This window comes from Alkalicoccus luteus (assembly GCF_052061695.1).
Classification (GTDB): domain Bacteria; phylum Bacillota; class Bacilli; order Bacillales; family Salisediminibacteriaceae; genus Alkalicoccus; species Alkalicoccus luteus.
In genome coordinates, this window is sequence record NZ_JBPZEY010000005.1 from 135,562 (window position 1) to 162,034 (window position 26,473).

Annotated in this window: 25 protein-coding genes; 5 read left to right on the top strand and 20 right to left on the bottom strand. The window is 51.7% G+C overall.

Annotated elements, in window-relative coordinates; all coding sequences use genetic code 11:
* Positions 1-41 precede the first annotated feature (41 nt).
* The 7 genes from ACSZLD_RS08445 to ACSZLD_RS08475 all read right to left on the bottom strand — a co-directional run bounded on the left by ACSZLD_RS08445 (position 42) and on the right by ACSZLD_RS08475 (position 6,856).
* Positions 42-386, bottom strand: coding sequence for a flagellar protein FlaG (locus ACSZLD_RS08445; protein ID WP_444684895.1), 345 nt, complete (start codon positions 384-386; stop codon positions 42-44).
* Between the two features lie 66 nt (positions 387-452).
* Positions 453-806, bottom strand: coding sequence for a flagellar protein FliT (gene fliT / locus ACSZLD_RS08450; protein ID WP_444684896.1), 354 nt, complete (start codon positions 804-806; stop codon positions 453-455).
* 23 nt (positions 807-829) lie between these two features.
* A complete protein-coding gene (fliD, locus tag ACSZLD_RS08455; RefSeq protein ID WP_444684897.1) occupies positions 830-2,608 on the bottom strand; it encodes a flagellar filament capping protein FliD in 1,779 nt (592 codons plus the stop codon).
* 134 nt (positions 2,609-2,742) lie between these two features.
* On the bottom strand, positions 2,743-3,660 hold the full coding sequence (locus tag ACSZLD_RS08460) for a cation diffusion facilitator family transporter (RefSeq protein ID WP_444684898.1): 918 nt from the start codon (positions 3,658-3,660) through the stop codon (positions 2,743-2,745).
* Positions 3,661-3,673: 13 nt separating this feature from the next.
* Entirely contained in the window at positions 3,674-4,243 is a 570-nt protein-coding gene (locus ACSZLD_RS08465) for a TetR/AcrR family transcriptional regulator (protein WP_444684899.1), read from the bottom strand.
* 652 nt (positions 4,244-4,895) lie between these two features.
* Entirely contained in the window at positions 4,896-6,470 is a 1,575-nt protein-coding gene (locus ACSZLD_RS08470; protein WP_444684900.1) for a flagellar hook-associated protein 2, read from the bottom strand.
* Between the two features lie 167 nt (positions 6,471-6,637).
* Positions 6,638-6,856, bottom strand: coding sequence for a hypothetical protein (locus ACSZLD_RS08475; protein WP_377909589.1), 219 nt, complete (start codon positions 6,854-6,856; stop codon positions 6,638-6,640).
* 122 nt (positions 6,857-6,978) lie between these two features.
* On the opposite strand from ACSZLD_RS08475, the gene ACSZLD_RS08480 reads away from it, so the two are divergent.
* Positions 6,979-7,866 (top strand): sulfurtransferase, encoded by an 888-nt coding sequence (locus ACSZLD_RS08480; RefSeq protein WP_444684901.1) that lies wholly within the window; start codon positions 6,979-6,981, stop codon positions 7,864-7,866.
* Positions 7,867-7,909: 43 nt separating this feature from the next.
* Here the strand turns inward: ACSZLD_RS08480 and ACSZLD_RS08485 are convergent, their stop codons facing one another.
* On the bottom strand, positions 7,910-8,275 hold the full coding sequence (locus ACSZLD_RS08485) for a DUF4870 domain-containing protein (protein WP_444684902.1): 366 nt from the start codon (positions 8,273-8,275) through the stop codon (positions 7,910-7,912).
* 143 nt (positions 8,276-8,418) lie between these two features.
* Positions 8,419-8,688, bottom strand: coding sequence for a hypothetical protein (locus ACSZLD_RS08490; protein ID WP_444684903.1), 270 nt, complete (start codon positions 8,686-8,688; stop codon positions 8,419-8,421).
* Between the two features lie 425 nt (positions 8,689-9,113).
* Here ACSZLD_RS08490 and yyaC point away from each other — a divergent pair, with 425 nt between their 5' ends.
* The 3 genes from yyaC (at position 9,114) to ACSZLD_RS08505 (ending at position 12,520) form a co-directional block, all read left to right on the top strand.
* Entirely contained in the window at positions 9,114-9,740 is a 627-nt protein-coding gene (yyaC, locus tag ACSZLD_RS08495) for a spore protease YyaC (RefSeq protein ID WP_377909586.1), read from the top strand.
* Positions 9,741-9,992: 252 nt separating this feature from the next.
* Complete coding sequence (locus tag ACSZLD_RS08500) at positions 9,993-10,229, top strand: hypothetical protein (RefSeq protein ID WP_444684904.1); 237 nt, start codon at positions 9,993-9,995, stop codon at positions 10,227-10,229.
* 191 nt (positions 10,230-10,420) lie between these two features.
* A complete protein-coding gene (locus tag ACSZLD_RS08505; protein WP_444684905.1) occupies positions 10,421-12,520 on the top strand; it encodes an ATP-dependent Clp protease ATP-binding subunit in 2,100 nt (699 codons plus the stop codon).
* Positions 12,521-12,859: 339 nt separating this feature from the next.
* On the opposite strand, the gene ACSZLD_RS08510 is transcribed toward ACSZLD_RS08505, so the two are convergent.
* The 6 genes from ACSZLD_RS08510 to ACSZLD_RS08535 form a co-directional block, all read right to left on the bottom strand.
* Entirely contained in the window at positions 12,860-14,464 is a 1,605-nt protein-coding gene (locus ACSZLD_RS08510; protein WP_444684906.1) for a hypothetical protein, read from the bottom strand.
* A 60-nt stretch (positions 14,465-14,524) separates the two neighbouring features.
* Complete coding sequence (locus ACSZLD_RS08515; protein ID WP_444684907.1) at positions 14,525-15,130, bottom strand: YusW family protein; 606 nt, start codon at positions 15,128-15,130, stop codon at positions 14,525-14,527.
* Between the two features lie 269 nt (positions 15,131-15,399).
* Positions 15,400-17,487: a beta-N-acetylhexosaminidase gene (nagZ, locus tag ACSZLD_RS08520; RefSeq protein WP_444684908.1), complete on the bottom strand. Its 2,088-nt coding sequence runs from the start codon at positions 17,485-17,487 to the stop codon at positions 15,400-15,402.
* A 2-nt stretch (positions 17,488-17,489) separates the two neighbouring features.
* Positions 17,490-18,803 (bottom strand): serine hydrolase domain-containing protein, encoded by a 1,314-nt coding sequence (locus ACSZLD_RS08525; RefSeq protein WP_444684909.1) that lies wholly within the window; start codon positions 18,801-18,803, stop codon positions 17,490-17,492.
* 59 nt (positions 18,804-18,862) lie between these two features.
* On the bottom strand, positions 18,863-20,182 hold the full coding sequence (locus ACSZLD_RS08530) for an exo-beta-N-acetylmuramidase NamZ family protein (protein ID WP_444684910.1): 1,320 nt from the start codon (positions 20,180-20,182) through the stop codon (positions 18,863-18,865).
* Between the two features lie 296 nt (positions 20,183-20,478).
* Positions 20,479-21,246 (bottom strand): STAS domain-containing protein, encoded by a 768-nt coding sequence (locus ACSZLD_RS08535; RefSeq protein ID WP_377909578.1) that lies wholly within the window; start codon positions 21,244-21,246, stop codon positions 20,479-20,481.
* Positions 21,247-21,466: 220 nt separating this feature from the next.
* On the opposite strand from ACSZLD_RS08535, the gene ACSZLD_RS08540 reads away from it, so the two are divergent.
* Positions 21,467-22,156: a helix-turn-helix transcriptional regulator gene (locus tag ACSZLD_RS08540; protein ID WP_444684911.1), complete on the top strand. Its 690-nt coding sequence runs from the start codon at positions 21,467-21,469 to the stop codon at positions 22,154-22,156.
* On the opposite strand, the gene ACSZLD_RS08545 is transcribed toward ACSZLD_RS08540, so the two are convergent.
* From ACSZLD_RS08545 to ACSZLD_RS08565, 5 genes are all read right to left on the bottom strand, one after another.
* Complete coding sequence (locus ACSZLD_RS08545; protein WP_444684912.1) at positions 22,153-22,836, bottom strand: hypothetical protein; 684 nt, start codon at positions 22,834-22,836, stop codon at positions 22,153-22,155. The two genes, ACSZLD_RS08540 and ACSZLD_RS08545, sit on opposite strands and share 4 nt — an antisense overlap.
* Positions 22,837-22,971: 135 nt before the next feature.
* The gene (locus ACSZLD_RS08550; RefSeq protein ID WP_444684913.1) at positions 22,972-24,126 is read right to left on the bottom strand and encodes a flagellin N-terminal helical domain-containing protein; all 1,155 of its coding nucleotides are present in this window, start codon (positions 24,124-24,126) and stop codon (positions 22,972-22,974) included.
* A 166-nt stretch (positions 24,127-24,292) separates the two neighbouring features.
* Positions 24,293-24,505, bottom strand: a complete 213-nt coding sequence (locus tag ACSZLD_RS08555) for a carbon storage regulator (protein ID WP_168005363.1) — start codon at positions 24,503-24,505, stop codon at positions 24,293-24,295.
* Between the two features lie 139 nt (positions 24,506-24,644).
* Complete coding sequence (locus ACSZLD_RS08560) at positions 24,645-24,791, bottom strand: carbon storage regulator (protein WP_377909708.1); 147 nt, start codon at positions 24,789-24,791, stop codon at positions 24,645-24,647.
* Positions 24,792-25,043: 252 nt separating this feature from the next.
* Positions 25,044-26,417 carry a coiled-coil domain-containing protein gene (locus tag ACSZLD_RS08565; RefSeq protein WP_444684914.1) on the bottom strand — a complete coding sequence of 458 codons (1,374 nt, stop codon included), beginning with the start codon at positions 26,415-26,417 and terminating at the stop codon, positions 25,044-25,046.
* Positions 26,418-26,473 lie beyond the last annotated feature (56 nt).

The window sequence follows — 26,473 nt, forward strand, 5'->3', positions numbered from 1 at the left end:
CCTGCCAAAAAGAAAAAGAGGAGCCGCAGTCTCCCCTGTCCTCACACTTTCCGGTCAAATAAAAGGCCTGCAAACTCCAGCATGGAGGAGATCATATCGAGAAATTTCTCCGGCGGCAGTTCCCGGACAATTTCATCTGTTTCCCGGTCAATGATTTTGACCATCGTCCTGTCCAGCGTGTCGTGCTGTTCAAACTTTAAGGAACGCTCTTTCATGATCGAAAGCTCGTTCATGCCCTCGAGGCTGCGGTCCAGGTTTTCCTGAGACCATTTCCCTGCTTCTGTACGTCCTTGTGGAGCAGATACGGGCTGCTGCGGCAGCTGTTTCTCCTGATGTATCAGGGCAGAGCGGTCCGGCACCGCGCTTCGGCCTGTGTGCACTTCCATGTGCCAACACCTCACTTTTCCGATGGTACATCGTTTATATCGGACGAAAGGCTCATATGTGAAGGGTTATTTCTTAGAGTCGACGAAAACACCGTCCGGAGTGGGACCACTGTATGGGTTCTCGTACTGCACCGCCCGCTTTCGCTGTTCATGGGAGCGGATATCCTTTTGAATTGCTGCTTTGCCCGATTCCAGCTCCTTCGCAATCTGCTTGGAAAGCCGGATTATTTCCCGGGCAATACGTGTCTCCGCTTCTGATTCAGGCGGCTTGACGCCGTCCGTATACTGCTCCCGGCGCTCCAGTAAATCGTTGACCGTATCAATATACGTGTCACGTGCTTCCCCGTCCTTTGGCATCGGCACCTGGACGTGATCGTAAAGTGCTTTTGATGTTTCGTACAAGCTGCGCAGCTGTGCCATCTCTTTCTCTCCTTTATTTCCGTTTACATGCCGCTAAACATTTGCGCAAAGAAGGTCTCTGCCTGGGCATTCGCTTTTGCGACTGCTTTTTCCATTGCAGTGAACTGAGACCAGTACCGCTGCTCCACCTGCTGCATGCGGCGCTCAAAAGCGGACATCCGGTCTTCGATGTTGTTGATTTCCCGGCCGAGCGTAAACTGCTGATTCACCGTACGGCCCCGCAGTCCGCCGGCCCGTCTTGAAATCGATTCAATCATGCCGTTGGCACTGTCCCGCAGCCGCCGCGCCAGCCCCTTCTCCGATTCAGCCGCACCATCTGCCGCAAAGAGCTGGTACACGCCTTCTGCATCCTGTTCAATCGCTGCCCGCAGACGGTCCTCGTTGATTTCCAGCTTGCCGCCGCTGCGGAAATCGGATGTTGTTGTGATGCCGATTTGCGCCAGCTGCCTGAAATCGGAGCCGGTCCCCTGCACGCTGGAATACATCTGCACTCGGAATCGATCCATCCCCCCACGCAGAATAGAATCGTTCCGCAGCAATCCGCTCATCGCTTTTTCATCCCAAAGCTCGGCTTCCCGCTCGGTTAAATCGCGGCGCTCTTCTTCCGTCAACGGCGGAAAAGCACGGAATGCCTCTTCCGAAATACGCCCCTGCACGAGATCAATCAGGTTATTGTATTCTTCCACAAAGGCTTTTATCGTATCCATGACTTTATCCGTGTCACGCTGAACGGTTAGACTCACGTCTCTGCCGCTGAACGTTTCATGAAGTGTGATCGCCATGCCGTTTACGCTGAATGTATTGGACTGCCGGTGCGTTTCCAGGCCGTTGATCGTGAAAACAGCGTTCGTTCCGGCACGCTCATTCGCTTCATCGAGCTTGAGCGCCTCACGGAAAAAGGATCCGCTGAACGTCATTTCAGCGCCGCCCTCGTTATAAATACCGGTCTCATCCCGGACGATCGACACCCGGTCTGTACCAGTATCATAGAAGGCACTAACGCCGACCTTTGACCGGTTCATCATCTGCATCACGTCGTTCATCGACTGGTCACCGGTGATGAGAAAACGGTCCGTCACCGTCGAGCCGTCCTTCGCCTTCGTTTCAATATTGTTCATAGAAAACAGATCGGTACCGTTCTCGTCCTCGCGCGCAGTAACGACCTCTACACGAGCATTACGGGCAAGCTCCTGGCCGAACACGAGCGTATTCGTCTCCCGGTCAAGCATGACCTGTGTGGCGGTCAGCTCGCCGTCGAAGCCTTCCTCTACCACCTTATAAGAAACACCGTTCACCCTTACGACCGTTGATTCCGGATTTCCGAGCTCGCGGTTCAGGCTGATCGACGACTGGGACTGCTGAACCGTCACTGTTTCACGGTTGACGACACCCCGGGTCCATACGTTATCTGCATCTAGCTGCTGCTCGCTCAGCTTGCCCGAAACTGACAGCTGCTGGCCTACCCGGCTCGTGCTGGCATTCGATGCCGCAGTCGCCAATGATTTCACTTCCGTAAGCCTCAGAGAGCCTTCCAACGTGGATGAGCTTCCCGTTGCCGTCACGAGCGACGGCTGCGAGCTGACGATTTTATTCGCCATCATGGTCGAGCGGCGCATCACGTTATCAAACGTATTGTTTCGAAACTGATCAAGCTTCACGTTAATCTCCCGGAATTGATCGATTCGCCACTGCGTCTGCGTTTTACGCTGCTCTAATTTATTGAGCGGCATTCGTTCCGCCTTCATTAAATCCTGTACCATCTGATTGATATCCATCCCCGTTGCAAAGCCGCTGAGCCGCATATGCCTCACTCCTCATGTTCTATTCGGTTGTTATGCTGTTGTTATGCTGTTGTCAGTACGATCCTCTTCTAACTATATCGGATAAAAAAAGAAGCGCGTTCAGCGCTTCTCGTAAAAACAGGACTATCTGCCCTTTATTCATCAAGTGCCCAGTGACGATCGGCCATAAACGAAACGGTAAGCCATTTTTTTGGGGCAGCTCCGGTCAAAACCGAGGACAACTTTCTTCGCATTTCATCCTGCTTCGTCAACGAATTCAAAGGGCTCGTTTCCGGTGCAACAATGTCAATCTCTACCCAGATGGTGCGCCCTACCTTCGTCATTCGCAGAAAGCTTTCTTCCACGCCGTATTCGCCGGCAAGTTCCTGAAGGGTCTCCTCCATCCGGCTTCGCACTGCGCCGTCCGGACTCATCTCAAGTACTTCTTTCAGCGCTGCACGCATTTCTTTCAGCGGAAACTTCAGGAAGTAGAGTGAGACGAGCAGCACCATCAGCGGGTCCACGTACGGAATAACAGCAGGAAACCACTGGAAGAGGTCCAGTACGAACGCAACGAGAAATCCGGCAAATACACCGGTGCTCACGAGCGTATCCATGAGCCACTGGTTCGATTCCGCCTTCAACAAAGCAGACTCCGACCGTTTCGCACGCTTATGCAAATACATCGTAACCGCTCCGCAGGCGAGCAGTCCGACAAATGAATACGCAAATGCCGGACCAACCTGCATGTCACGCCCTCCCTGAAACAGCGCCGTTACCGCTGCCGCAGCGGAGCCTGCGATCAGGATTAGAATGACCGTATATTTAAACAGGACGACGAGCGGCTCCACAATATCTTTCCCAAACGGATACCGCTTCCAGTCGCTTTTTGCCATAAACGCTGCCGCCATGAGCGACACGTAGGAAAGCGCCACGCTGATTAACGAGTACAATCCGTCAAACAAAATCATCTGGGACTGAAACAGCATACCAAGTACGATGCCAGCACCAGAAAAAAGGATGGCTGCAGCCACAGACATCCAGAGAATATTCTTTTCTTGTTTCAAACTCACGTTTTTCACCTCATTAGATTGTAAGCGCACGAACGAGCATCCGCTTCAGTTCCGCTTCTGCAGTCGTCCGGTCTTCTGTTACCGCCCGGGATAAATAGTGGGCTTCTGCTGCATGCTCAATCAGGCCGACCGTATTATTAACAGCCGCCTTTAGCTCCAGCTCTGTCGTGATTCTGCCAGCCCGCTGCAGCTTGGAAAACTGCGATTCGAGCCAGTCATAGTAGGGCCGGTATATCTCATCCCACCGCTCAAACGAGTAGTACAGCGAGATCCCGCTGTAGCAGAAGCTGATATAGTCCCGGAATTCTTCTGTAATCGTAAACGTCACATCAATCATCGTGTCCATCAGCATCTCCAGCGTTTCTGCATCCCCTCGCTCCTTCATGCGGGCAAGCTGCTCATCGAGAATGCGTGCTGCGATTGCTGGCACAAGCTCGTTTTTTGAAGCAAAGTAATTGTAAAAGGTGCCTTGAGCGACGCCCGCTTCTTTCACAAAGCGCGACACCGACGCTTTATCAAAGCCTTCGCGGCGGATCACATTCATCGCCGCTTCGAGCAGCTGGTCATAGGTTGTCTGCTTCATATCCGCCTCCTGATTTTCAACCGAATAAGTGACTGACTGTCAGTCACTTTCTGTTTATAGTGTAGCACGGCGCAATTTTTTCGTCAAACGATCCCACGCATGGTTTATATGCAAACTTTAGAGAAGCTTGTAATAATAACCCAGTTTCTAGTTACGTATATATTCTACGCTTACGGTCGGACGCTTTCCGGAGGGAACGCGCCCGGCTTTTCCTCCTGACGTCGGGAGCGCTGGATCTTCGCCACGTTCTTACCCTCTCGGAGTCGACGACCTTCGCTTCGAAATTCTATGCTAATAAATTCCACTCGACTACACTCCAACTAAACACGAATCGCACCTAAGCTTTAAATTAGAATCTAACGTTCTCTTACTATTGCTTCATTACAAATGAGGCTTACGTTTCATTTGAAGTATTTTCACGCGAAACTGCCCTTCATCCTAAATTTAATTGAGGGATATTTACAGTTATTACAATGCAGATAAAAAAACAAACCCTAAATGACCGTCGAACAACTGAGCGTCATTTAGGATTCGCTATCGTTTTACAAGATCCTTCAATATCTTTGCCGCAAATACAAACTCTACTGAACTATTCTACCATTTAGATAGTTTCATCTTATCCGTATCGTTTTTATAATCAGTAAACTCTCAATTATTGCATCTGCATGCCGCCAAGCGAGGACATCAGCTGTTCCGCCTGGGCATTCGCTCGTGCCATCGCCTGTTCCATCGCTGTAAACTGTCTCCAGTGGCGCTCTTCCACCTGCTGCATGCGGCGTTCGAAGTTGGTAATCTGTTCTCCCTGCTGCTCCAGCTCACGCCCGAGTGTAAACGTTTGGTTAGAGGAGATATCGGTACGGCCGGCACGTTCACCGATCTGACCGATCGTTCCGCTCAGCGTGTCGCGGAGCCGGCGGGCTATCCCCTGTTCTTCACTCGTTTCGCCGTCTGCGGCAAACAGCTGCTGCACGCCTTCCGGATTTTCAGCAATTTGACGGCGCAGCTGCTCTTCGTCCACTTCCAGCAGTCCGCCCATCTGGTAATCCGACGAGGTCGTAATGCCGATCTCCGTAATCTGGGTCAGCTCCCCGCTGCCTTGTACCGGCTCGTAAAACTGCATCCGCATTTGACTGAGCGCACCGGTTAAAATCGAATCACGGCGCAGGAGCCCGCTGTTGGAGCGCTCCTCCCACATTTCAATTTCCGACTCCGTCATATCTCGGCGCTGCTCATCCGTAAGGGGCGCGTAGTCCCGAAAATACTCTTCGGACGTTTTTTCCTGCACGCCTGCCACCATCTCATTGTAGTCATCTACAAATGCCATCACGGTATCAAACATTTTATCCCCGTCAGAAGCGACGGATACGGTCACCGGTCCTGCCGACTCATTCTGCAGCGAAAACTGCACCCCGTTAATTTCAAACTGGTTGCTCTGGCGCTCCATTTCCGTCAGCCCGTTCATCGTAAATACAGCGTTCTCCGCTTCATCCACAATGGCATGTGCCGGATCAAAGCCGAACATCGAGGAAAAGGCGTTCGCTGCAGTCTCTGTAAACGTCTCTTCATCCCCTGTACCAAACCTGATTTCCGCCCCTGCTTCGTTGTAGACGCCTGTATCGGTCCGCTGCATGGACATCCGGCCGGAGAACTCATCATAAAACGCCTGCACGCCGATCCCCGATCCGTTGATATCTTGAAGCAGGTCATCCAGCGTCGTCGTATCGTCAATCGTAAACGAGCGGACGTGCTCCTCTCCTTCCTTATCGGTCACGGCAATCGCAAACTCCCCTGTCTCAAAGCCGGCTGCGAGCTCCTCTGCCTGATCTGCCAGCGCAAGCTGCCGATCCAGAGAACCGCCTTCGCGAATAAACGAACCGTTTGTGCTGCCTTCCAGAAACGAGGCCTGCGTTTCAGCTTTAGCGAGCGAAATATCGGAAAGCGTGTATGTTCCTTCCGGCGTTCCAGCGCCTGCCGAAACCGACACCGCTGCTTCATTGGAGCTTGCCGCTTCCATGGCGCGCATGTTCGAGCTGCGCAGGACGCCATCGAACGTGTTATTCCGAAACTCAGAGAAACTCCGGTTCATCGTCCGGTATTCGTCAATTTTCAGCTGAAGCTCTGCTGCGTTCTGCTGCATCGGCTCGAGCGGCTGCCGCTCTGCCCGCATCAAATCCTGCACCATTTGATTGATATCCATGCCGGAAGCAAAGCCTGTCATCCTGTTCATGCCATCCATCTGCTCACCCTTTCCAGATTCATAACGAGAAGCGCCTATCAGCCGCTCCATTTAATAAAAAAACAGAACACGAGGCCTCTTTCCGGCACCGTCTTCTGTTTTCCCTGCTTGTGCTTCTATCGGTTTCTTTCACGAAACGTTGACCATCTGCGGGTGATTCAATGAATAGTCCCGGTTGCACCTTCCACCATTTGCTCATAAGCCGCCAGCGCCTGGTTGAACTCCTGCTGCAGTTCCTGCCGCTCTGCTGATGTAACGGAAACTGCCGCTTGTTCAGCGAGACAGCGCATGTACAACAGCATCTGCTCCAGCTGTTCATAGTGTCGGTCCAGACGCTTTACTTCTTCAAGCTGCATCTCGAGCATTTCTTTTTCCACAGCTATCTCCCCTCTCCCTCCTTCCTCGTATCGGCGCTGATCGCCTTCTCGTTAAGGAGCAGGACCAATTTAAGGAAAAAATCACGGAAAACATGATACGATCAGACAAAGGAGCTGATCAGATGACATCTTACCATCCGATTGTAACGGCCGACTGGCTGCTGGAGCATTTGGACGATGACAACGTGCGCGTTCTCGATGCCAGCGTACTGGCGGAGGAAACACCCGATGAATTCCGTGTCCATCCCGGCGCCGAGGCGTATCAGGAGGAGCATATTCCCGGCGCATTTTTCGCCGATCTTCTGACTGTTTTTTCCGACACGAAAGCCACTGTTCCACTCACGGCTGTCAGTCACGACGCATTTGTCACGCTGGCCCGCGGACTCGGGATTCACGATGATACGACCGTCGTCATCTATGACCGAGGTCCGCTCGTCGATGCATCATTCACCTCATCCGACTGGGCCTCGAGGCTCTGGTGGCAGTTCCGGCTGGCCGGCCACGAAGACGTGTACGTTCTTGCATGCGGCCTGCCGCAGTGGAAAAAGCAGGCCGGACCACTTACCGATGAGATTCCGCTTGCTGCTGCCGGCACATTTACCGGATCCCATCGTCCGGAGCTGCTCGCTGATATTAACGACGTCAGACGGGCGATGCACGATGACCAGACCGTTATCATGAACTGTCTGTCGCTGGAGGATTTCCGTGGGGAGTCTGGCCGCTATCCGCGTAAAGGTCACATCCCGGGAAGCACTCACGTGTTTTTTGGCGACTTAAGCCGTGAAGATGGGACATTACCGCTCCCGGAACGACTGCACGAACAGTTCCGGGAATCTGGCGTGCTCGATGCGGATAAGCGCGTGATCACATATTGCGGCGGCGGTGTAGCCGCGACATGGAACGCACTCGTGCTTACTTCACTCGGCCGTGAACCTGCCGTTTACGACGGTTCGCTGATGGAATGGACGAGTGATGACGCCAATCCGCTGACACTGCCGGAAGACAGCTGAATGTAAAAAGAAGCCGTCCGGCGAATTCGGACGGCTTTCATGATTACTGCCCCTGTGCGGACATTTTATCTACTTGCTCACGAGCAAATTTGCCGGCCCACGGAAACTCATACCATTCGCCTTTATACGCCTTCACCATACAAAGGATCCAAATCACAAGCCCGACCGGTGCAAGCAGCGGTGCCAAAATCCAGCCAATAATCGGAATAAAGCTTAAGACGGTGTTCAAAATGAGAAATGCAACGGAAATGACAATCGACTGCATCGCATGAAACCGGATAAATTTATTATCCTTTTCCAGAAACAAAAAGATCAGACCAGTGATGAACCCGAGTACATAGCTGAGCGTTGCGGCTGTGCTTTGCGTAAGGCCGGAGCTGCTGACGGGAGGAGAATTTTTCTCGGACATGATCGATCCCTCCAACTAATTGGATTCCGTGCAAACCATGTTGCTACTTGTATTTTATCATATAACGAACGCTACTGTCACTTATATTTTGACTATTCAGATAACAAGAGAAAGAGGTGCTGCCACCTCTTCCACCTGCGGGGTTAAATCCAGACGTCTACGACACCGCCAAGATACGGCTGCACGCTGCGAAGCTGCTCATCCACCTGCTGCTGCAGCAAATGACGCTGCTGCTCCCGCGCCGCTTCATCCTCCCGGCTGCTGCCGGCTTCCGCAGGCAGTTCTGCCCCGTCCACCGGGAGAACCGACCGTTCTTCCCCTGCCTTGTCTAAAAGCTGATGCTGCTGTATGGATTCTACCTGCTGCTGCGTCTGAAGCTGATTGACGGCAAGCGACATTCTCCCTACATCCAACATAAGCCCTCCTTTCGCGGACAATCGTCCGTGCGGCCTGAACCGCATCTTTATCATACTAAAGATGTTCATCAAAAAGAATACAAGGATAGACCTGTTTCTCTAAAACGCAGTGCTGCTGCATTTATTTATTCTTTAAAACGAACACAATCTGTTATGTTTCAGGATTCAGCGTTTTCTTTTCTGCAAAAAAGGTATGTAATAGATACGCACACAATTAATCGGAAAACGTATTTTCTGCCGCAGATCACCACCATAGACCTACTATCAGGCGCCATATATACAGATCAAGCCGGACACTGCGTCCAGACCGGCAGGCGTAATTTCCTCACTTCTTTTTTTCTCTGCAGAAAACACTTGATTATTTTCACCTGTGCGTTATAATGAACTAAATCATATTCTTTATAACGAACGGAGGAGTACGAATGAGCGAACATCTGCACAGGGAACAAATGCGCTACTTATGGGATTCACCTACTGCACTTCGTGAAATGACGGATTTTCTCATCCGCCGCCTTGCAGGGAGCACCAGGCCTGTTGTTCTCGTTTGTATCGGGACAGACCGATCCACCGGAGATTCACTCGGTCCGCTTACGGGAACGCTGCTGAAAGAGCGATACTTAAAGCAAATGAACGTCTACGGCACGCTCGATGAACCGGTCCATGCCAAAAATCTGCATGGCGTCATTGCCGGGATTGAAGCAGAATACGACGACCCTTTTATCATCGCCGTTGATGCCTGTCTCGGCCGCCGTCAAAATGTAGGAACGGTCGTGGTCGGAGACGGCCCGCTGTATCCAGGTTCGGCGCTGAGCAGAGAGCTGCCGCCGGTCGGCAACATGCACATCACCGGAATCGTAAATGTCGCCGGCTTTATGGAGCTGTCTGTGCTCCAAAATACGCGGCTGCACACGGTGATGAACATCGCAAAGCTGATTGCCTCTGCGATCAAATATACCGACTGGAAGCTTCACCGGGAAAGCGAAGCGGTCCATGAGGAGCATACGAACGTCGTTCTGTTTAAACGGAACGAAAAAACAGCCGAGGTGTAACAAACGGCTGCAGTATTAACAGCTTGATGAAGCCCGGATCATTCTGTCATCATTGCAGAATCATCGCGGGCTTTTTTCTGTGCTGATCACTACGTAGATAACGCTACCGTTTAATCGCATGGCATCCTATCGCTATCTGCTGAAATATGAAAAACTATGAGAAAGTACCAACTTATGTTTAGTGACTCCGTGAGAGTGAAATAGCCTGTCGTAAGTGCTATCATTACTTATTACTAGGAGGATGTATTATTTATGAAAAAATCACTTAAACTTACAGCAGCAACAGGCATGATCGCAGCAGGGGTACTCGCAGGCTGCGGAAACGATGTCGACAACGGAATCGACAACAACGGTGATGGATTGAACAACAACGGTACAGAAGAAAACGCAGATATCGATAACGATGCTGGCGATAACAATGCAATGAACGACGATGACGATGATGACGACATGATGAACGACGATGACGATGACGACGATGATATGTAAGCAGCTTCACCAGCCAGGCGCGCCGGAACTTCCGGCGTGCTTTTTTTATGTCATCCACTGTTGTCACCTGTCACTAAAAAAATACGGGTAAAAACAAACAAAATACTTGAAAGTCAAAGATAGTCAAACTATAATATAGTCAAAGATAGTCAAAGTCAGACTTTGATGATATTAGAAGGAGGTTATCGATTATGAAATGCCAACACTGCCAACAGCGTCAAGCTGCCATTCACGTAAGATTACAGCATAACGAAAACGTTCAGGATATGCGCCTTTGCCACGTTTGCTTTCAGGAGCTGAGGTCCCGGGCTCCTCAGTCACCTACTATGGGCGGAGGGTTTTCCGGCAGCGGTCCGGCAGACGCCGGATTTCAGGCGCCTCCGGAAGCACCCGCGAAAGATCAGGGTGTGCTCGATGAGCTCGGAACGAACGTCACTGACGCTGCCCGCGCCGGTTTGATTGACCCGGTAATAGGCCGGGACAAAGAAGTGAAGCGAGTCGCAGAAATTTTAAACCGCCGTACGAAAAACAACCCGGTGCTGATCGGTGAGCCAGGTGTCGGTAAAACGGCCGTTGCCGAAGGTCTTGCGTTAAAAATTGCTTCCGGCGATGTCCCGGCTAAGCTGAAAAACAAGCAGGTGTACCTGCTCGACATGGCATCGCTCGTAGCTGATACCGGCATCCGCGGTCAGTTTGAAGAGCGGATGAAGCAGCTGATCAATGAGGTGCAGGAACGCCAGGATGTGCTCCTGTTTATTGATGAAATTCATCAGGTGGCCGGAGCAGGCAAAGCTGAAGGCTCTATGGATGCCGGAAACATCTTAAAACCGGCCCTCGCCCGCGGCGGCCTGCAGGTTATTGGCGCCACAACATTGAAAGAATACCGTCAAATTGAAAAAGACGGTGCGCTGGAGCGCCGTTTTCAGCCGGTGATGGTCAATGAGCCGTCGCTGGAGGAAGCACTGACCATTTTAGAAGGGTTAAAAGAAAAATACGAAGATTACCACGCTGTTTCCTTTACCGATGAGGCACTGCAGGCGTGCGTAAAGCTGTCCGACCGCTACATTCAGGACCGCTTCCTGCCGGACAAAGCAATCGATCTGATGGACGAGGCCGGCGCAAGAACAAACCTGCAGAACGGCGGCATAACGCTCAGCGAAGCCGAAGAACGACTCACTCAGCTGGCAGCTGAGAAGGAAAAGGCATTGAAAAAAGAGGATTACGAAACGGCTGCCAAGCTTCGCGACGAAGAAGAAGCGCTTGAAAAACACGTGAAACAGGCCGAGCCGGATGAAAAAACAGCGATCACCGCCGATGTGATTCAGCATATTATTGAGGAAAAAACCGGTATTCCAGTCGGCAAGCTTCAGGATAACGAAGCGTCCAAAATGAAGCACCTCGCCGAATCGTTAAGCGGCAGCGTCATCGGCCAGGAAGAAGCGGTGCAGCAGGTGGCAAAAGCCGTTCGCCGCTCCAGAGCCGGTCTTAAATCCAAGCACCGGCCGATCGGTTCGTTTCTGTTCGTCGGTCCGACCGGTGTCGGAAAGACTGAGCTGACAAAAACCTTAGCGAAAGAAATGTTCGGCACGAAAGAGGCGATGCACCGTCTTGATATGAGCGAGTATATGGAAAAGCACGCCGTTTCTAAACTGATCGGCTCTCCTCCCGGCTACGTCGGCCACGAAGAAGCCGGTCAGCTGACCGAAAAAGTGCGCCGCAATCCGTATTCCATTATTTTGCTGGATGAGATTGAAAAGGCGCATCCGGACGTGCAGCATATGTTCCTGCAGATCATGGAAGACGGGCGTCTTACCGACAGCCAGGGACGCACCGTCAGCTTCAAGGATACCGTGATCATCATGACGAGCAACGCTGGAACGGGTGCTTCCCAGCAGGAGCCGATCGGCTTCGGAGAAAGCGACTCTGTCCGCGAGCAGAACCTCATGGAAAAGCTGTCCGGCTACTTCAAGCCGGAGTTCCTGAACCGGTTTGACGCGATTATTTCGTTCAACCATCTGGAGCAGGAGCACCTCGTGTCGATCGTCGACTTGATGATCAGCGAGCTGAACGAAACGCTCGCCGACCAGGAGCTGACGCTTACAATCAGCGACGAAGCAAAACGAAAGCTTGCGGAGATAGGCTACAACCGCGCGTTCGGTGCCCGACCGCTTCGCAGAACGATTCAGCACGAAGTCGAAGACCGCATCACCGATCTGATTTTGGATCACGACGATCTGACAACAATCCGCGTCGATGTGAAAGACGAGGCGATCACCGTCGTAAAAGCATAGCCAAAACGCCCCGGGTTGAAATCAAACCCGGGGCATTTCTTTGTGATTTATTTTTTTCGCTGATCAGACCATCCGGGGGCTTTTCGTTTCAGCCACCGACCTCCCGCGAGAAGCTCTGCCCGGCTTCGCTCGCGCATGCAAGTCGATTGTTCATTTTGCCCTGCGTTACGTTACAATTGCAAGGTCTTAAGTTATTTTATCTGCTAAGTTGCTTCAATCATTTTAACCGCTCGCTATTGTGTTAGAAGAAACAGCTTCCAGCAGCTTCACATACACAAAAACCGTCTACAGCCTGAACCTGGGCCGTTTTGATGCGCAAAAGTCCGTTACAAGCTGCTTCTACTGCATTTCGTTATGCATCTGCTTCAGCAGGCCTAAAAAGCTGGAGACGCTGTGCTGCGTGAAGTCATTGCGAATTTCGTAGCTGTCGAGACTCGTGTGCACCGCTCCGATGCAGAGCGGCTTATAGTCATAGAACATCACGCTCTCCCGCCTATACTGCATGCGCAGCTGAAACAGGATGCCGGCCTTCGCTGCCTCTATGCAGCGCCGCTGCAAGTCCGTATCTCCAACGCGTTCAGCGAGTGCTGCCAGTGAGGATAAGCCTTCACTGCGGCAGGCAGTCGGCGTGGAACGAGGGGTCCCTTTCATGTCATAGGATCCGTGCCAATCCGGGTCTTCAGTTTTTTCCAGCCGCTGTGCATCCATGATCGCTTCTCCGATAAAATACGCGTGGTCCACGTAGATTTGCTTTGGGCGCAGCGGATACAGGTCATTTAACGCATACAGCAGCCAGTGATCGTGTGGAATCGACTTTTTGTCCGCGTCACGATCGCGGTCGTTGATTAAGTAATGCGCTTCGTCTTCTGCTGCATCGAGCCAACGCTCATCGCCATCATGGTGATAAAGGCGCACCAGGCCAAGAATCGCTTCACCAGGATAGTAGTCCGACGTAAACGGCGAAGCCTTCCCTGACTTAAAGGACATTTTATGAATGGCAAATTTCTTCGTTTCATCCTGCGTCGCGAGCATCCATTCGGCCAGCCCCTGCATCACAGGAAGAAACTGTTTGTCTCCTGTCACATCGATATACTGGCTTAACGCGAGCAGCGCAAGACCGTGCCCGCCCAGCTTGATTTCGTCTTTATGAACGAGTGCCTTTACGCTTCGTCCGTTTACGGTTACCGGCTCCACGTGCCGGACGAGAAAACGCACCGCTTTTTCTGCGTGCCGGAGAAGGTCCGCTTCATTCGTATGGGCATACGTCTGCAGCATCGCATATACGGTTCCCGCGTGCCGCAGCATATTGTAGGCGGTTGATACCTCATTTGTCACCGGATTAAACGCGTAGACGAACTGTCCCTGGCTGCTCACCGCGTGCTGAAAGTAATGCGTCGCAGCCGCTCTCACTGCGTCCTCCAGCACTGCTTCAGTCAGCTTTTCGTGCGACCTTCTGCCGCGAAACAGCGGACGCACGCCATCTTCGCTACAGAACCATGCATCCGTTTCAAACACGTGCACCTGAAGCCATTCTTCGGATACAAGCTCTTTGTATGTATGCCAGTCCTCAGAACGCCCGCGCTGTGGCAGCGCATGGAGCAGCGCCTCGCGGTTCAGCTTTCCTTTGACGATCATGCCATAGGCTTCCACTTCGTCCGGGAGAACATACAAATCTTCGCCAATCAAAAGACCGTGCTTTCTCGGAGTGTAGATGATCTTCGTTTTTGATACAGAGGTAAGCGCCTGCGCCCCGGAAGCCGGCTTCACGTTTTTAACGACGTCGATTCTCATCGCTTCAGCCCCTGCCGCTTTCTGATACGCTTGTCCGCGGAACGGCTGCACGCTGGCCCGCCCCGCCCCATGATCCGTCGACACGAGGACGACGGAGTCCTCCTGGATCGCTGCTTCTTTCTGTACGACCTGCTTCAGCTTTTCCCAGCTCACAAAACCCGCTCCTTCTCTACGCAGAAATACCGGTCCGGAATAACCGGACCGGCTGCTCATTTATTCTTCGTCTTCTACTTCCAGTTCGTCATCATCAAAAAACTCAATTTCCACTTCAAACTCCTCGTAGCCTTCTTCAATGCCGAATGCATTCATGACTTGATCCATAACTTCATCATCCGAGCTGTCTGCATCAAGATCAAGCTCTGTCAGCGGACCTTCCAGCTCTTCAAGCGCACCTTCCCCGGTCAGGCTCAGCTCATCACCGTCACGGCTGTCTTCGATCTGCGCTTCCGGAGTTCCGTCATTGTATTCGTACTCGGCTTCATATTCCTGATCACCGTAGTCGACATCGAGATCAAATTCATAGAAATTCAGATCTTCGTACCAGTCACTGGCCGCTTCTTCATTTCCCTCATCGCTTTCTTCCTCGTTATCTTCCACCTCGCCGTCGACGTCGTCGTTTCCTTCACCTACGAAGTCGTTCTCATCTTCTTCGTCATCCTCAGTTTCCGTCTGGCTCTGCGGGCTGTTGTCATCGGTCTGACCCGTATTTGTCGCATCCATTTCGTTCTCTGAAATATCTAGTCCATTATTATCTTCTCCGCACGCACTCAATACGAGCGCTGCAGCTAGTGTTCCAGTTGTCAGCAGTGTCTTTTTCATAATCGCTTCCTCCTCAAAATAACTAAGTCACAGTCATTATTTCCTGAAAGAGGGAATTGTAAACATATGACCCAGGTCGATGGATAAAGCGCGAATGGTTCAATGCATGTTCCTGGTATCCATCATCACACTTTGTCTGCTTTCTCGGTAAATTCTTTCGCATCATTTCCAGCCTTTGATCATGGACAGAGACGCTGTGAAACGTTGACCTACCTCGTGCAATCAAACAAAACCACGGCCGAGGGGGTATCGACCGTGGCTTGGTGTGCTTATTCGAAAGAAATACCGCTTCCATATTCAAACAGAGTGCCGCCGTCCGGATCCGGAATTGTGACCGGCAGGGTGCCAGTTGGATTCGCTTCGCCAAACAGAACGGCTGCGGTTGCGCGGAAGCTCGCGTCGCGGAAGCCGTACTGGGCGAGGTACGCATCGACGTCCGGGTAGGCCATGATGTCATACGGGTTGCGGATCGCAACGGCCGCCACATCGTCCTTCATGTCCATCACCTCAGCATACATCTGCATCACCGCATTGTCTGCGCTTCGCTGGGCAACAGTCGCTGTGGTGGAGCCGATCACAACGTGGTCTGCCGCTTCAATCGTGCTGCGCTGTTCATCTGTGAGGCTGCTCTGCCCGGAAAGGTTCACTGCATCGACGTGCTCATGATGCTCGCCAACAGCTGAAACCAGGCTGTTCAAATAGGTCGTTCCGACGACGGCAATGCGCTCTTCCGCATCCGGCGTGAGCGGGAGCACGTCATCGTTTTTCAGCATCGTCACCGCATCATCGGCGATCGTCTGCTCGACAGCCAGATGGGAGTCCTGTCCGATCGTATCCAGTGCACCCTGCTTTCCTTCTGCAGGGTCCTGCGGGGATTCCTGCTTGAAAATACCGCGCTCGACCTTTAGCGTCAGAATACGTTCGACGGATTCATCCAGCTCCGCTTCTGAAAGCTCACCGCCGTCTACTGCATCCAGCACACCGTCGACGACTTCTTCCAGTCCGACAGGCATGAGAATGATGTCCGCACCAGCGTCAATCGCCCGAATCGCGGCATCAACCGGGCCGAAGTGATCCGTAATCGCATTCATGTTCATCGCATCGGTCATGACAACACCGTCATAGCCAAGCTCACCGCGCATCAGGTCCGTCAGCACGGTGCGGGAAAGCGTCGCCGGAATCGAAATCTCCGTTCCGTTCTTTTCGGAAATTGCTTTATCTCCGTCAATTTGCGGGAACGTGACGTGTGCCGTCATCACCGCATCCAGTCCAGCGTTCATCGCCTGCTGGAAAGGGTACAGCTCCACGTCCATAAGCCGGTCTAAATCATGCGGCACTTCCGGCAGACCGAGATGCGAATCAACCGAGGTGTCGCCGTGACCAGGGAAATGCTTGGCCGTCGCTGCAATACCGTTTTGCTGCAGGCCGTTGATATAGGAGACGCCCATGTCCGCTACCAGCTGCGGATCTTCCCCGAAGGAACGCACGCCGATAACGGGGTTATCCGGATTGTTATTCACGTCCACAACCGGAGCGAGGTTCGTGTTAATGCCGAGTGAGGACAGCTCCGCTCCGATGACGTCACCTGCTGCTTCTGCAAGCTCCAGATTCCGGGTTGCGCCGAGCGCCATATTGCCCGGCAAATCCGTGCCTGTCTGCAGGCGGGTGACGATCCCGCCTTCCTGGTCAATGGTTACGAGCATACCGAACTTTTCTGCTGCTTCCTGATAGTCATGAACGAGCTGGTACGTCTGCTCCGTTTCCACGACGTTTTCTGCAAATAAAATCACGCCGCCTAAATGATAGTCTTCAACGAGCTGCTCAATTTCCGGCAGCATTTCCGTTACTTCCTGACCATCGTAATGACGGAAGTCCGGCATCATCATCTGTCCGACTTTTTCTTCAAGTGTCATGCCTTCAACTGCCCCGTCCACGATGTCGTAGCGCTCACCGGTCTGCGGGACAAGCTGGGCTTCAACAGGCGGCGGACCTCCCCCGTCTCGCGCATCTGGATTCGGCTTATAGTCCACTGCGATCCGGTCGGTGTACTCCCCGTCCGTCACCGAAATAAACGAACGGCCGCGCTGGCCGGTCATCTCAACGATGCCGCTGTCGTCAACGGTTGCCACGTTCTCATTCGTCGAGCTCCATTCAAGCCCATCTGCCCGTTCGGTGAAATGTCCGTCCTCATGCACGGCGAGCGCCCGGAGATCCAGTCCTTCCTCCAGATCAGTGTCCACACCCGGTACGTTTTGATACAAAATCAAGTCCCCGTCTGATTCCTGTGCCACAGCGGCAGGCGCTGCGTGCGTGAGTAGCATCGTGCCTGCCAGTACGGAAAGTGCTGCTTTTTTCATCGCTATTCTCCTCCCCTTCTATTTGCTGGATGTGCGTTGATCGAGTCGCTCACGGCATCCATCAGTCCAAGCCGCCACGGATTAATTGACCCGCCGTCACGTGTCGGATGCACGCGGTTCGTCAGTAAAATCGCAATCATATTCGTTTCTGGATCAATGACAAACGATGTGCCGGTAAAGCCGGTGTGACCTGCGGCTGTTGGGGCAAATTCTCCCATAAACCAGTCCCGGTTGACGTTAAAGCCGAAGCCCTGCTCCAAATCGCCGCCGGTTTGATCCGTCAACATCTCACGGACCGTGTCTGCTTCCAAAATCCGTTCTCCGTCATATACGCCGCCATTTAACAGCGCCTGTAAGAAAACCGCAAGGTCACTCGCCGTACTGAACAGACCGGCGTGGCCGACTGCCCCGCCAAGTGAATAAGCATTTTCGTCATGCACGCTTCCCCAGACGAGTCCGCGGTCCAGTGCCGGCTGTGGCTCTGTTGCGGCAATCCGCTCCTGCAGCGCTGCCGGCGGATTAAACATCGTATCTTCCATGCCGAGCGGTTCAAAAATCGCTTCTTCCATGTACGTATCAAGCGTTTCTCCGGACACCTCTTCGATTACCTGACCGAGCAGAATCATGTTCAGATCGCTGTAAATGTATGCCTCACCCGGCTCCTCCTGCGGTGCCGTGTTATAAATCGCGTCCCATCTCGCCTGCTCGTCTTCTAAAAAGGCAAGCGGAATCCAGGCCGGCAGCCCGCTCGTATGCGTCAGCAGCTGGCGGATCGTAAACGCCTCCTCCACTTCCGGAATGTAGTCGGCCACCTCATCATCCAGTGCGAGCTCACCTGCTTCGATCAGCTGCACCGCGGCTGTGGAGGTGAACGTTTTTGTGAGCGAAGCGAGATCATAAATCGTGTTGGTTTCCGCTGTAATCCGCTCTGCTTCCGGCAGAAGCGCTGACGCCGCATCGTAGCGAAGCGCTTCTCCGTATGCGTCATGCTTGACGATCGTTCCTTCCTTCGCAACGAGGGCGACAGCGCCAGGAAAGAATCCTTCGGCGATGCCTGCTTCCAGCTCCTCATCCATCTGTTCAAGCACTCGCGGATCCATCTGCACGCGCTGCGCTGGTCCTTCCTGCAGCGTGACGGACGGTCCGCCTGCTCGTTCCCAGGCCGGCACCCAGTCCGGCGCATTTGCCTGCTCTGGCAGACCCTCCAGCTGGCTCTCTTCCATGAGCTCCGGCTCCATCGACGGCGTCAGCTCCGCTGCTCCAGCCGCGGTTCCGGCTGCCAGCAGCGTAACGGCTGTGATCACTGTTTTCTTCATCGCGCTCCTCCTTCAAGAAAAACGACAGGCTTTCATTGAAAGCCCGCCGTCATCCATGCTTAGTTCCCGTGTCCCGGCGGGTTATTTCCGCGTCCAGGGTGATCCGGGCTTCCCGGCGATCGTCCCGGTGCGTCGTTTGATTCATAGAGCAGGTAGTCCGCACGCACATCCATGAAGTCGTCCAGCTCATCCTGCCACTTCGCAATGATCTCGTCTGCCGGCACGCCGTTTAAGAGATCCTCCCGCACGTAGCTGTTGCCGATCAGGTTATCAAAGAAGTTTGTGCCAAGGAATTCAAACTCATTCGGGTACAGCTCGAGCATCGTCTGCACGATATGAAGTCCCGTTTCGACCGGCTGGAACGCATCGCGGTCTTCAATATGAATCTGGACCCCGTTTGATAGCGTTCCCTGATGCTTGGAAATCGTCGGCGTAAACGATGCCGCCCGGAATGTCACACCCGGAAGCTCCAGTGCATTCAGCTCAGCCGCAAGCTCTGTCGAATTGACAAACGGCGCCCCGAGCAGCTCAAACGGCTTCGTCGTACCGCGCCCCTCTGATGCATTCGTCCCTTCAATCAGTGCCGCTCCCGGATAGACAAGTGCCGTATCCAAGGTTGGCATGTTCGGTGACTGAAGCACCCAATGCAGCGGCGTATCGTCGTAGTACATCCAGCGCTCCCAGCCTTCCATCTCGACGACGGATAAATCAGCGTTAATATCAAACTCCTCATTAAAGAAGTAAGCAAGCTCCCCGCTCGTCATCCCGTGCCGGAGCGGAATCGGATACAGCCCGACAAACGATTCAAAGTCCGGGTCGAGCACCGGCCCTTCCACTGCCTCCCCGTTGATCGGATTCGGCCGGTCGAGCACGACGACCGGAATGTCATATTCCTCTGCCGCTTCCATCACGTAGGCCATCGTATAAATGTACGTGTAAAAGCGCGTCCCGACGTCCTGTATGTCATACAGCAGCACGTCGACGTCTTCGAGCATCTCTTCTGTCGGCTGTCTCGTCTCACCATAAAGGCTGTATACCGGAAGACCCGTCTGTTCATCGATGTATGACTCGACGTATTCACCTGCCTGCGCATCACCGCGGATACCGTGCTCCGGGCCGTAAAGTGCGGTCAGCTCCACATCCGGATGCTCAAACAGCACGTCGACGATGTTGTTCAGCTCCTGATCGACACCGGTCGGGTTCGTAATCAGTCCGACATTTTTCCCTTCCACAAGCTCCAGCTCATCCTCCATCAGCACGTCCACACCGAGCTTAAACTCTCCATCCTTGTTAGGCGCATTGCCCGGACTTGCGCCGGCAGTCGTCATCACGGATGCCACCAGTGCTGCAGACAGTAAAATCGACACCTTCTTTTTCATCGTAACCCCTCCTTCGTTTAATAAAGCGCTTACAATTAAAGCGTTTTTGAAATAAAATTTTACAACTATTTATAATTTTCAATCTATCATTTTAGATTTTTCCTGACCACCCTTTTTCATACGGTTTATAGGAATGAACTATGTAAAAAATCCCAGATCCCTTCTTTCCGCTTACGTGCCCCTCACTGGTATGGTTCGTTCGCCTGCTGTCTGCGAGTCTTCAAAACAGGACAGATTCAGGTGCCTTTTTGTCCGCAGCAAAAAACCGCCCGATCGGAATCGGACGGCCGTGTTTCTTATTTATAGACGCTTTGCGACGCCATAATTTGTTCCAGCGCCTGATGGGTCGTCTGGTACGTTTTTAAATCCTGATCGAGCGCGCGGAAAGACATCGCAAGCGACGGTCCGATGCCGACAACGAGGCATTCGGTGCCGATCAGCTGCAGGCATTCGCACAGCTGGCGGATTGCGGATGCAAGCGTTTCGTCAAACGTGTGAATCCCGGAAAGCGCAACAATCACGTAGTCCGTCTCGGAATCCGTGCACGCTTCCAGCACTGCCGACACGAGCCGGCTGCTGCGCTCCTCGGTCATGCTGCCGACCATCGGCACGGCGATTGTGTTTTCCCAGACGTGCATGATCGGAACAGACAGGTCTTCAAGCATTTTCTCCCGCTCCGCGTCCCGTTCTGCGGTGCGCGTCACGTCCTGCAGCATGACAACGTATCCTTCAATCGGGGCGTCCTTCGCCTGAATTGCCGTGATGACAATATCGGTGATGATTTGATCCTTAATCGTGATACGGGTCCGGTGGCCTTTTTCAAGTGACGCCATGATACGCTGCTGATGCTCCGGCTGCTCGTGAAAGTGATTCATCTGCATCCCGATCAGATCCTCAGCGCTCCCATATCCGTATAGCAAGGCGATTTCGTTAAACAGCTTTACTGCCTCGGTATTCATCCAGGTGATGCGGTAGTCTGTATCTGCAATTAAAATGTTTTCCCCAATGCTGTCGATTGCATTCAGTAACGTTATCTGGTCCGGAAGATTTCCGATTGCGGGCACGTTGATCACTCTTTCTGATTGTTTTCATCATCATATCATATTCACTACGTTCAAAAAGGGAGTTAGGACCGATTTTTCATGAATAATCTATTAAATGAAGACCTATTTCAAAAGTATCAATCTTTCTAGTATCGGAATGTTTTCGGAATATTACATAGATATTACAAATTGAATATGATACATATATAAATAGAGACAATTCGAAAAGGCAGGTTTGTTTATGACGATGCTGACCGAAAAAGACGTTGCAATTTTGCACGCCCCCCAGGCAACATCCGAGAAAATGAAGCAGATCCGCTTTCCAGAACCGGTTTCCTGCTCATTTTTAACGAGCTTTGATCCGAAAGAAGCCGCCCGGTTTGATCATATTTTCGTTTACCACCCGCGCGCTGCGCTTATGCTGGAGCTCTTTCCGGAAGAATCGTCCACTATCATGAACGATCTTGAGCCGGTCATCCTCACCGATGAAGCGCATCTGGCAGAAGCGCGGACGCTGCTCGACTATCCGATTAAAGGGCTGCTGTCGATCGAATCAATGAGCGAACGACCGGAGCTGTATTTGCAGCAGCTCGAGGAATACGATTTTATCGCCGATCCCGGCCTCAGCTTTGAAATAGCCGAGCATAACTTTCAATATAAATTCTCACAGCGCCCGATCGACTCGTTTGAATTGAACCACGAGCAGATCCCCGAGTCTGTCACGAAGCAGGAGCGTCTTGTGCTCTACTACTTGATTAACGGCTACTCCACCCAGAAAACCGCCGATGAGATGCACTATTCGCTCAAAACGATCAAGCGCTACATCGGCAATCTGATGCGCAAAACGGGCTGCACCGAGCGCACGAGCTGTATCGTTTACGCGATTCGCCACCACTGGGTGACGAGCGTTCACCGCCTGCCGGAGCGCTAGCGCACCGACGACGTTAATAGGAGCGTCGCCCAGCCTTCATTCGCACGGCGGGTATCCAGCAACAGCAGGCCGCCGTCGTTCTCCAGCCGGCGGTCTGCAGACCCGTCCAGCTCCTCCCAGTCGCTCTCGGCAAGCTCTTCCACAGGCAGCTGTACGACGATCGTATACACGTCACCCGTATGCGAGCGAACGTACGCATCTACGTCCTCATAAGCGTGATGCACTGCGCTCACGATCAGCTCCTGACCAGGCGGCTGAAAATCGTGATGGAGCGTCTGCGACTCTGCAGCGCCAAGCGCTTCAATGAGCGAAGCCTCCGGCATACCTGCGTAAAGCACCGCACCATTTACTTCTACCTCAAACCGGTCGTCCGCTTCCGTCACCAACACCTCTGCATCCCACTCGTCGGCTTCCGCAAGCAGCTGATCCGGCTCACGCTCCGCCGCGGTCTGCGACTCCGGTTCCTCAGCTGGAACCTCGTCATCGATGTCCGTTTCAAATGAGGACAGCGGTTCTTCTATATCTATTTCTACTTCAGCATCGAGCTCCTCATTCGCCAGCGCTTCCTCCGGCTCTCCGTACACCCGGTCCAGAAACTGCGGCATAAACCACACATTAAACCCGAGCAGCACAACGACCGCACCAAGCATCACGTACCGCTCCTTCTTTCGACGCCTCATCCAACCGACTCCTCCTGCATAAAAATAACTATGTATATATTACTATATAACCTAAAGGATAGCCAGTAAAACAAGGACTTTCGAAAGTCAAAAAACAAAAAAGACCCATCCCGAAGGACAGGTCGTGAGAAGGTATTAACCAAGAAGCTGAAGCACGCTCTGCGGACGCTGGTTCGCCTGAGCGAGCATAGACTGAGAAGCCTGAGAGAGAATGTTCGCACGCGTCATTTCCATCATTTCTTTCGCCATATCTACGTCACGGATACGAGACTCCGCAGCAGAAAGGTTTTCAGAAGAGTTGTTCAAGTTGGAGATTGTGTGGTCGAGACGGTTTTGGAAAGCTCCAAGCTTAGAACGTTCAGCAGATACAGCTTCAATTGCATTGTTAATCGTTGTAATCGCAGCTGTAGCCTTATCAGCACTTGTAATATCAATAGCGTCATTACCGCTACGTAGACCCAGTGCATCTGATCTCATATCATTGATGCCAACTAATATATTTTGACCAGAGTTTGCACCAATCTGGAAAGATAGCGCTTTACTTGCATCATTATTTCCCTCATCAGCAGCCTTTACACTAATCGTGATGCTGTCGCCAACTTGCATGTCTGCAAGTCCACTTAAATTAATTGCACTGCCGAAAGCTGCGTCAGTAAGCGAGCTTCCATCAGCCGCTAAAGCAGCACTCAATTCCGATGGATCTCCAATACTAAAATCATCTGCTAAATCCGTAGCGCCTGATGAAGTTCTCGTTATCGTAATAGTTCCAGATTTGTCTAAACCTTCTGCGTCCGCAGCTGCAGCTGTTACATTTGCACCAGTATTAGATTGTAAAGTAACTGTTCCATCTGCCGCTGCTTTTAATCCTTCTTTTTCGCCGTTAAGAAGTTTTTGCGTGTTGAATTCTGTAGTGTTTGCAATTCGATCAATTTCATTAGTTAATTGGTTAATTTCTTTTTGAATTTCTTCACGATCAGATTCAGTATTTGTGTCGTTAGCAGATTGAACTGCAAGTTCACGCATACGCTGAAGGATGCTGTGAGTCTCATCCAATGCACCTTCTGCGGTTTGAATCAAAGAAATACCGTCCTGAGCGTTACGGCTTGCCTGATCCAAACCGTTGATCTGAGCACGCATCTTCTCAGAGATCGCAAGACCTGCTGCGTCGTCCCCTGCACGGTTAATACGAAGTCCTGAAGAGAGTTTCTCCATTGCAGACTGCATGTTGTTCTGGTTAATACCCATCTGACGGTGTGTGTTCAGAGCTGAAATGTTGTTGTTGATAATCATGATTACATGACCTCCGTGTAAGTAGTTTTTGGCATACATCCGTTTATGCCGTTCGTGGCTGAGTGACGGTTGACCTTCTGCTCTACATAAAAAGGACGAGCAGAGGAAAGGACAGAACATGTATCGTTCTGCATCTTCCTCCGCTCGTCCTTGAGCATGAATATTCTTATGCTTGAAGCTGTTGAGTTGGATCCTGCTGCGCAGCTAGAAATGCAGCTGTCTGTTGCTGCTCTTCATACACCTCTCCACGCGTGATGCTCATGTGTCGAGGTGCGTCGATGGCGAGTCTCAGCTGACCTCCAGCACCTCGCACGACCTTGACCGTGATTTCCTCATTGATAACGACGTATTCTCCAGGCTTTCTTCCTAATACCAGCATGTTATACCCTCCTTGGCATGTGAAAAACAAAAAAACGAACAGACTAAGAAACCGTCCACTGCATCCTGCAGCGCGTTTCGCTTGTCTGCTCGTCCTGAGCTTTTTTTATTCAATTCTTTTCCTGCTAAAACACCATTTACTAACCGGTCTGCTTCGTGTCTTGGCGCTTAATGGCGATTTCCTTTGGCGCGTCAAACGCCAGTCGTAACTGCCCTTGTTTGCCTTGAACGACCCGCAGAGTGACGTTGTCACCCACTACAATGCAGTCTCCTGCTTTACATTGCATTACGAGCACGGGACAGCTCCTCCTTCCATGGAAGATAACGAACAGCTTGACACAGGAAAAGCTGGTACGAAAAAGACGAGATACGAATGAACATCCATTGCCTCCTGCAATAAATAACACACGAAACTCGTCCTGAGTTTACCGTCTTTTGAGGTTTTACTGTTCTGATGTATATATCGGCGCTATCTTTCGGCTGTTTAGCGTTTTATCAAATAATAAAAATAATTATTTCTCTGCTTTATATACTTTAGTTTATTGCACATTTTTCTGCATCCATTTAATGACCTTCGCCTGATCCAGCCTGCCTTTGCCGTTCTTCGTGCGACTCAGCCGGATAAAGTTATAGTTCCCCTGCTCTTTTCTACAGTAGATTCTTCCCGTGTCGCCAAACCGGTACTCGGGAATCGTTCCGCCACTCACCTGCACTGGATTTTTCCTGATCGAAGAAACTGTTAGCTTATTCTCGTGCACAAGTCCGGCAATCACACCTTCTGCTTTTAGTCGGTCAGATGCCGTTAGCGCATAAAAATCTTGAAAGAATTCTTCATGAAAAACTGCCCGCTTATAGAGTTCGCGGAATCGAATTTCATATTCATTTCGGAGAATGATCAGCTTTTCTTTATCCTCCGGTGACACTTCAGTTTTCTCTGCCTCTTTTACCGCAATTGTTTCCTGCGCTTGCTCCAACTCTGCTTTGGCATTTTGCAGCTCCATATCAGCGACATTCAACTTTTGAGCAAACGTCGACTCCATCTGCTTCAACCTTGCTTCTGCCTCTTCCTTATCAACAACTATTTGCTCCGTCTCTTTCAAATAACGAAGTATTTCTGCTTCCTTCTCGAGCGTAAGCTGGTATAGTTTTTCTCTATCGTTTTGCAGTGTCGCAACCTCGAGTTTCGCTTGCTCGTAAGCTTCTTTCGTATTAGCAAGCTGATACTTTTCTTCGCGATACTTTTGTTTGTATTCATGAAACTGACTGTTTAATTTCCCAAGCGCCTGAAGCTTTCGCTGAAACTCTTTTTTCAGGTGATCCAGCTCCTGCTGATTAAGAGAAACCTGCCGTTCCAGCTCTGATACTCGTGTTTGCTTTTCTATGAGGAGTTCGGATGAAGGCTCTTGCTTAAACGCTTCTACCTCAATCAGTAATGCGTTCTTTTCCTCTATGAGCTGAGTCGTTCGGGCATCTAGTTCTTGATACTGCTCGCGATATGTATCACGTTCTTTCGCTGTAGTGAGCTGTTCAGCTTGGACCTGCTCCATCTTCATCTCGAACATGTTAAGCTTTGCTTCCAATTGTTCTAAATCCAACTCTGCCTGATGCAGCTCATTGACCTTATTGGCAAGCTCATCGCTTATAGCTGCATATTGCTTAGAGGACGATTCCGCAGTAAGCTGACTCAGTTTTTCATGAAGCTCGAGAATTTCCTGCTGCTTCAACTCGATATACGTCGTCAGCTCATAACGATCTTGCACGTACAGCTCAAACTCTGTTTTTGTCTCCTGCAGTAAGCGAAGCGCTTTGGATAAATAAAAATCCGTCTCATCAACGAGCTTCGAAAACCATCGCTGAGCAGTCGACAGCATTTTATGTAGGATCTTTTTCCCCTGGGATTTCACTTCGTGCATGCACTCACCTCCAAATCAAAATCAAAAAAGAGGCCCGGCCTAAGCCAGAGCCTCCC

Excerpts from the sequence above, each read along its gene's own strand:
- ACSZLD_RS08445 (WP_444684895.1), bottom strand. The coding sequence starts at position 386 with ATGGAAGTGCACACAGGCCGAAGCGCGGTGCCGGACCGCTCTGCCCTG.
- fliT (WP_444684896.1), bottom strand. The coding sequence starts at position 806 with ATGGCACAGCTGCGCAGCTTGTACGAAACATCAAAAGCACTTTACGAT.
- fliD (WP_444684897.1), bottom strand. The coding sequence starts at position 2,608 with ATGCGGCTCAGCGGCTTTGCAACGGGGATGGATATCAATCAGATGGTA.
- ACSZLD_RS08465 (WP_444684899.1), bottom strand. The coding sequence starts at position 4,243 with ATGAAGCAGACAACCTATGACCAGCTGCTCGAAGCGGCGATGAATGTG.
- ACSZLD_RS08470 (WP_444684900.1), bottom strand. The coding sequence starts at position 6,470 with ATGAACAGGATGACAGGCTTTGCTTCCGGCATGGATATCAATCAAATG.
- ACSZLD_RS08480 (WP_444684901.1), top strand. The coding sequence starts at position 6,979 with ATGACATCTTACCATCCGATTGTAACGGCCGACTGGCTGCTGGAGCAT.
- ACSZLD_RS08485 (WP_444684902.1), bottom strand. The coding sequence starts at position 8,275 with ATGTCCGAGAAAAATTCTCCTCCCGTCAGCAGCTCCGGCCTTACGCAA.
- yyaC (WP_377909586.1), top strand. The coding sequence starts at position 9,114 with ATGAGCGAACATCTGCACAGGGAACAAATGCGCTACTTATGGGATTCA.
- ACSZLD_RS08500 (WP_444684904.1), top strand. The coding sequence starts at position 9,993 with ATGAAAAAATCACTTAAACTTACAGCAGCAACAGGCATGATCGCAGCA.
- ACSZLD_RS08505 (WP_444684905.1), top strand. The coding sequence starts at position 10,421 with ATGAAATGCCAACACTGCCAACAGCGTCAAGCTGCCATTCACGTAAGA.
- ACSZLD_RS08515 (WP_444684907.1), bottom strand. The coding sequence starts at position 15,130 with ATGAAAAAGACACTGCTGACAACTGGAACACTAGCTGCAGCGCTCGTA.
- nagZ (WP_444684908.1), bottom strand. The coding sequence starts at position 17,487 with ATGAAAAAAGCAGCACTTTCCGTACTGGCAGGCACGATGCTACTCACG.
- ACSZLD_RS08525 (WP_444684909.1), bottom strand. The coding sequence starts at position 18,803 with ATGAAGAAAACAGTGATCACAGCCGTTACGCTGCTGGCAGCCGGAACC.
- ACSZLD_RS08530 (WP_444684910.1), bottom strand. The coding sequence starts at position 20,182 with ATGAAAAAGAAGGTGTCGATTTTACTGTCTGCAGCACTGGTGGCATCC.
- ACSZLD_RS08540 (WP_444684911.1), top strand. The coding sequence starts at position 21,467 with ATGACGATGCTGACCGAAAAAGACGTTGCAATTTTGCACGCCCCCCAG.
- ACSZLD_RS08545 (WP_444684912.1), bottom strand. The coding sequence starts at position 22,836 with ATGAGGCGTCGAAAGAAGGAGCGGTACGTGATGCTTGGTGCGGTCGTT.
- ACSZLD_RS08550 (WP_444684913.1), bottom strand. The coding sequence starts at position 24,126 with ATGATTATCAACAACAACATTTCAGCTCTGAACACACACCGTCAGATG.
- ACSZLD_RS08555 (WP_168005363.1), bottom strand. The coding sequence starts at position 24,505 with ATGCTGGTATTAGGAAGAAAGCCTGGAGAATACGTCGTTATCAATGAG.
- ACSZLD_RS08560 (WP_377909708.1), bottom strand. The coding sequence starts at position 24,791 with ATGCAATGTAAAGCAGGAGACTGCATTGTAGTGGGTGACAACGTCACT.
- ACSZLD_RS08565 (WP_444684914.1), bottom strand. The coding sequence starts at position 26,417 with ATGCACGAAGTGAAATCCCAGGGGAAAAAGATCCTACATAAAATGCTG.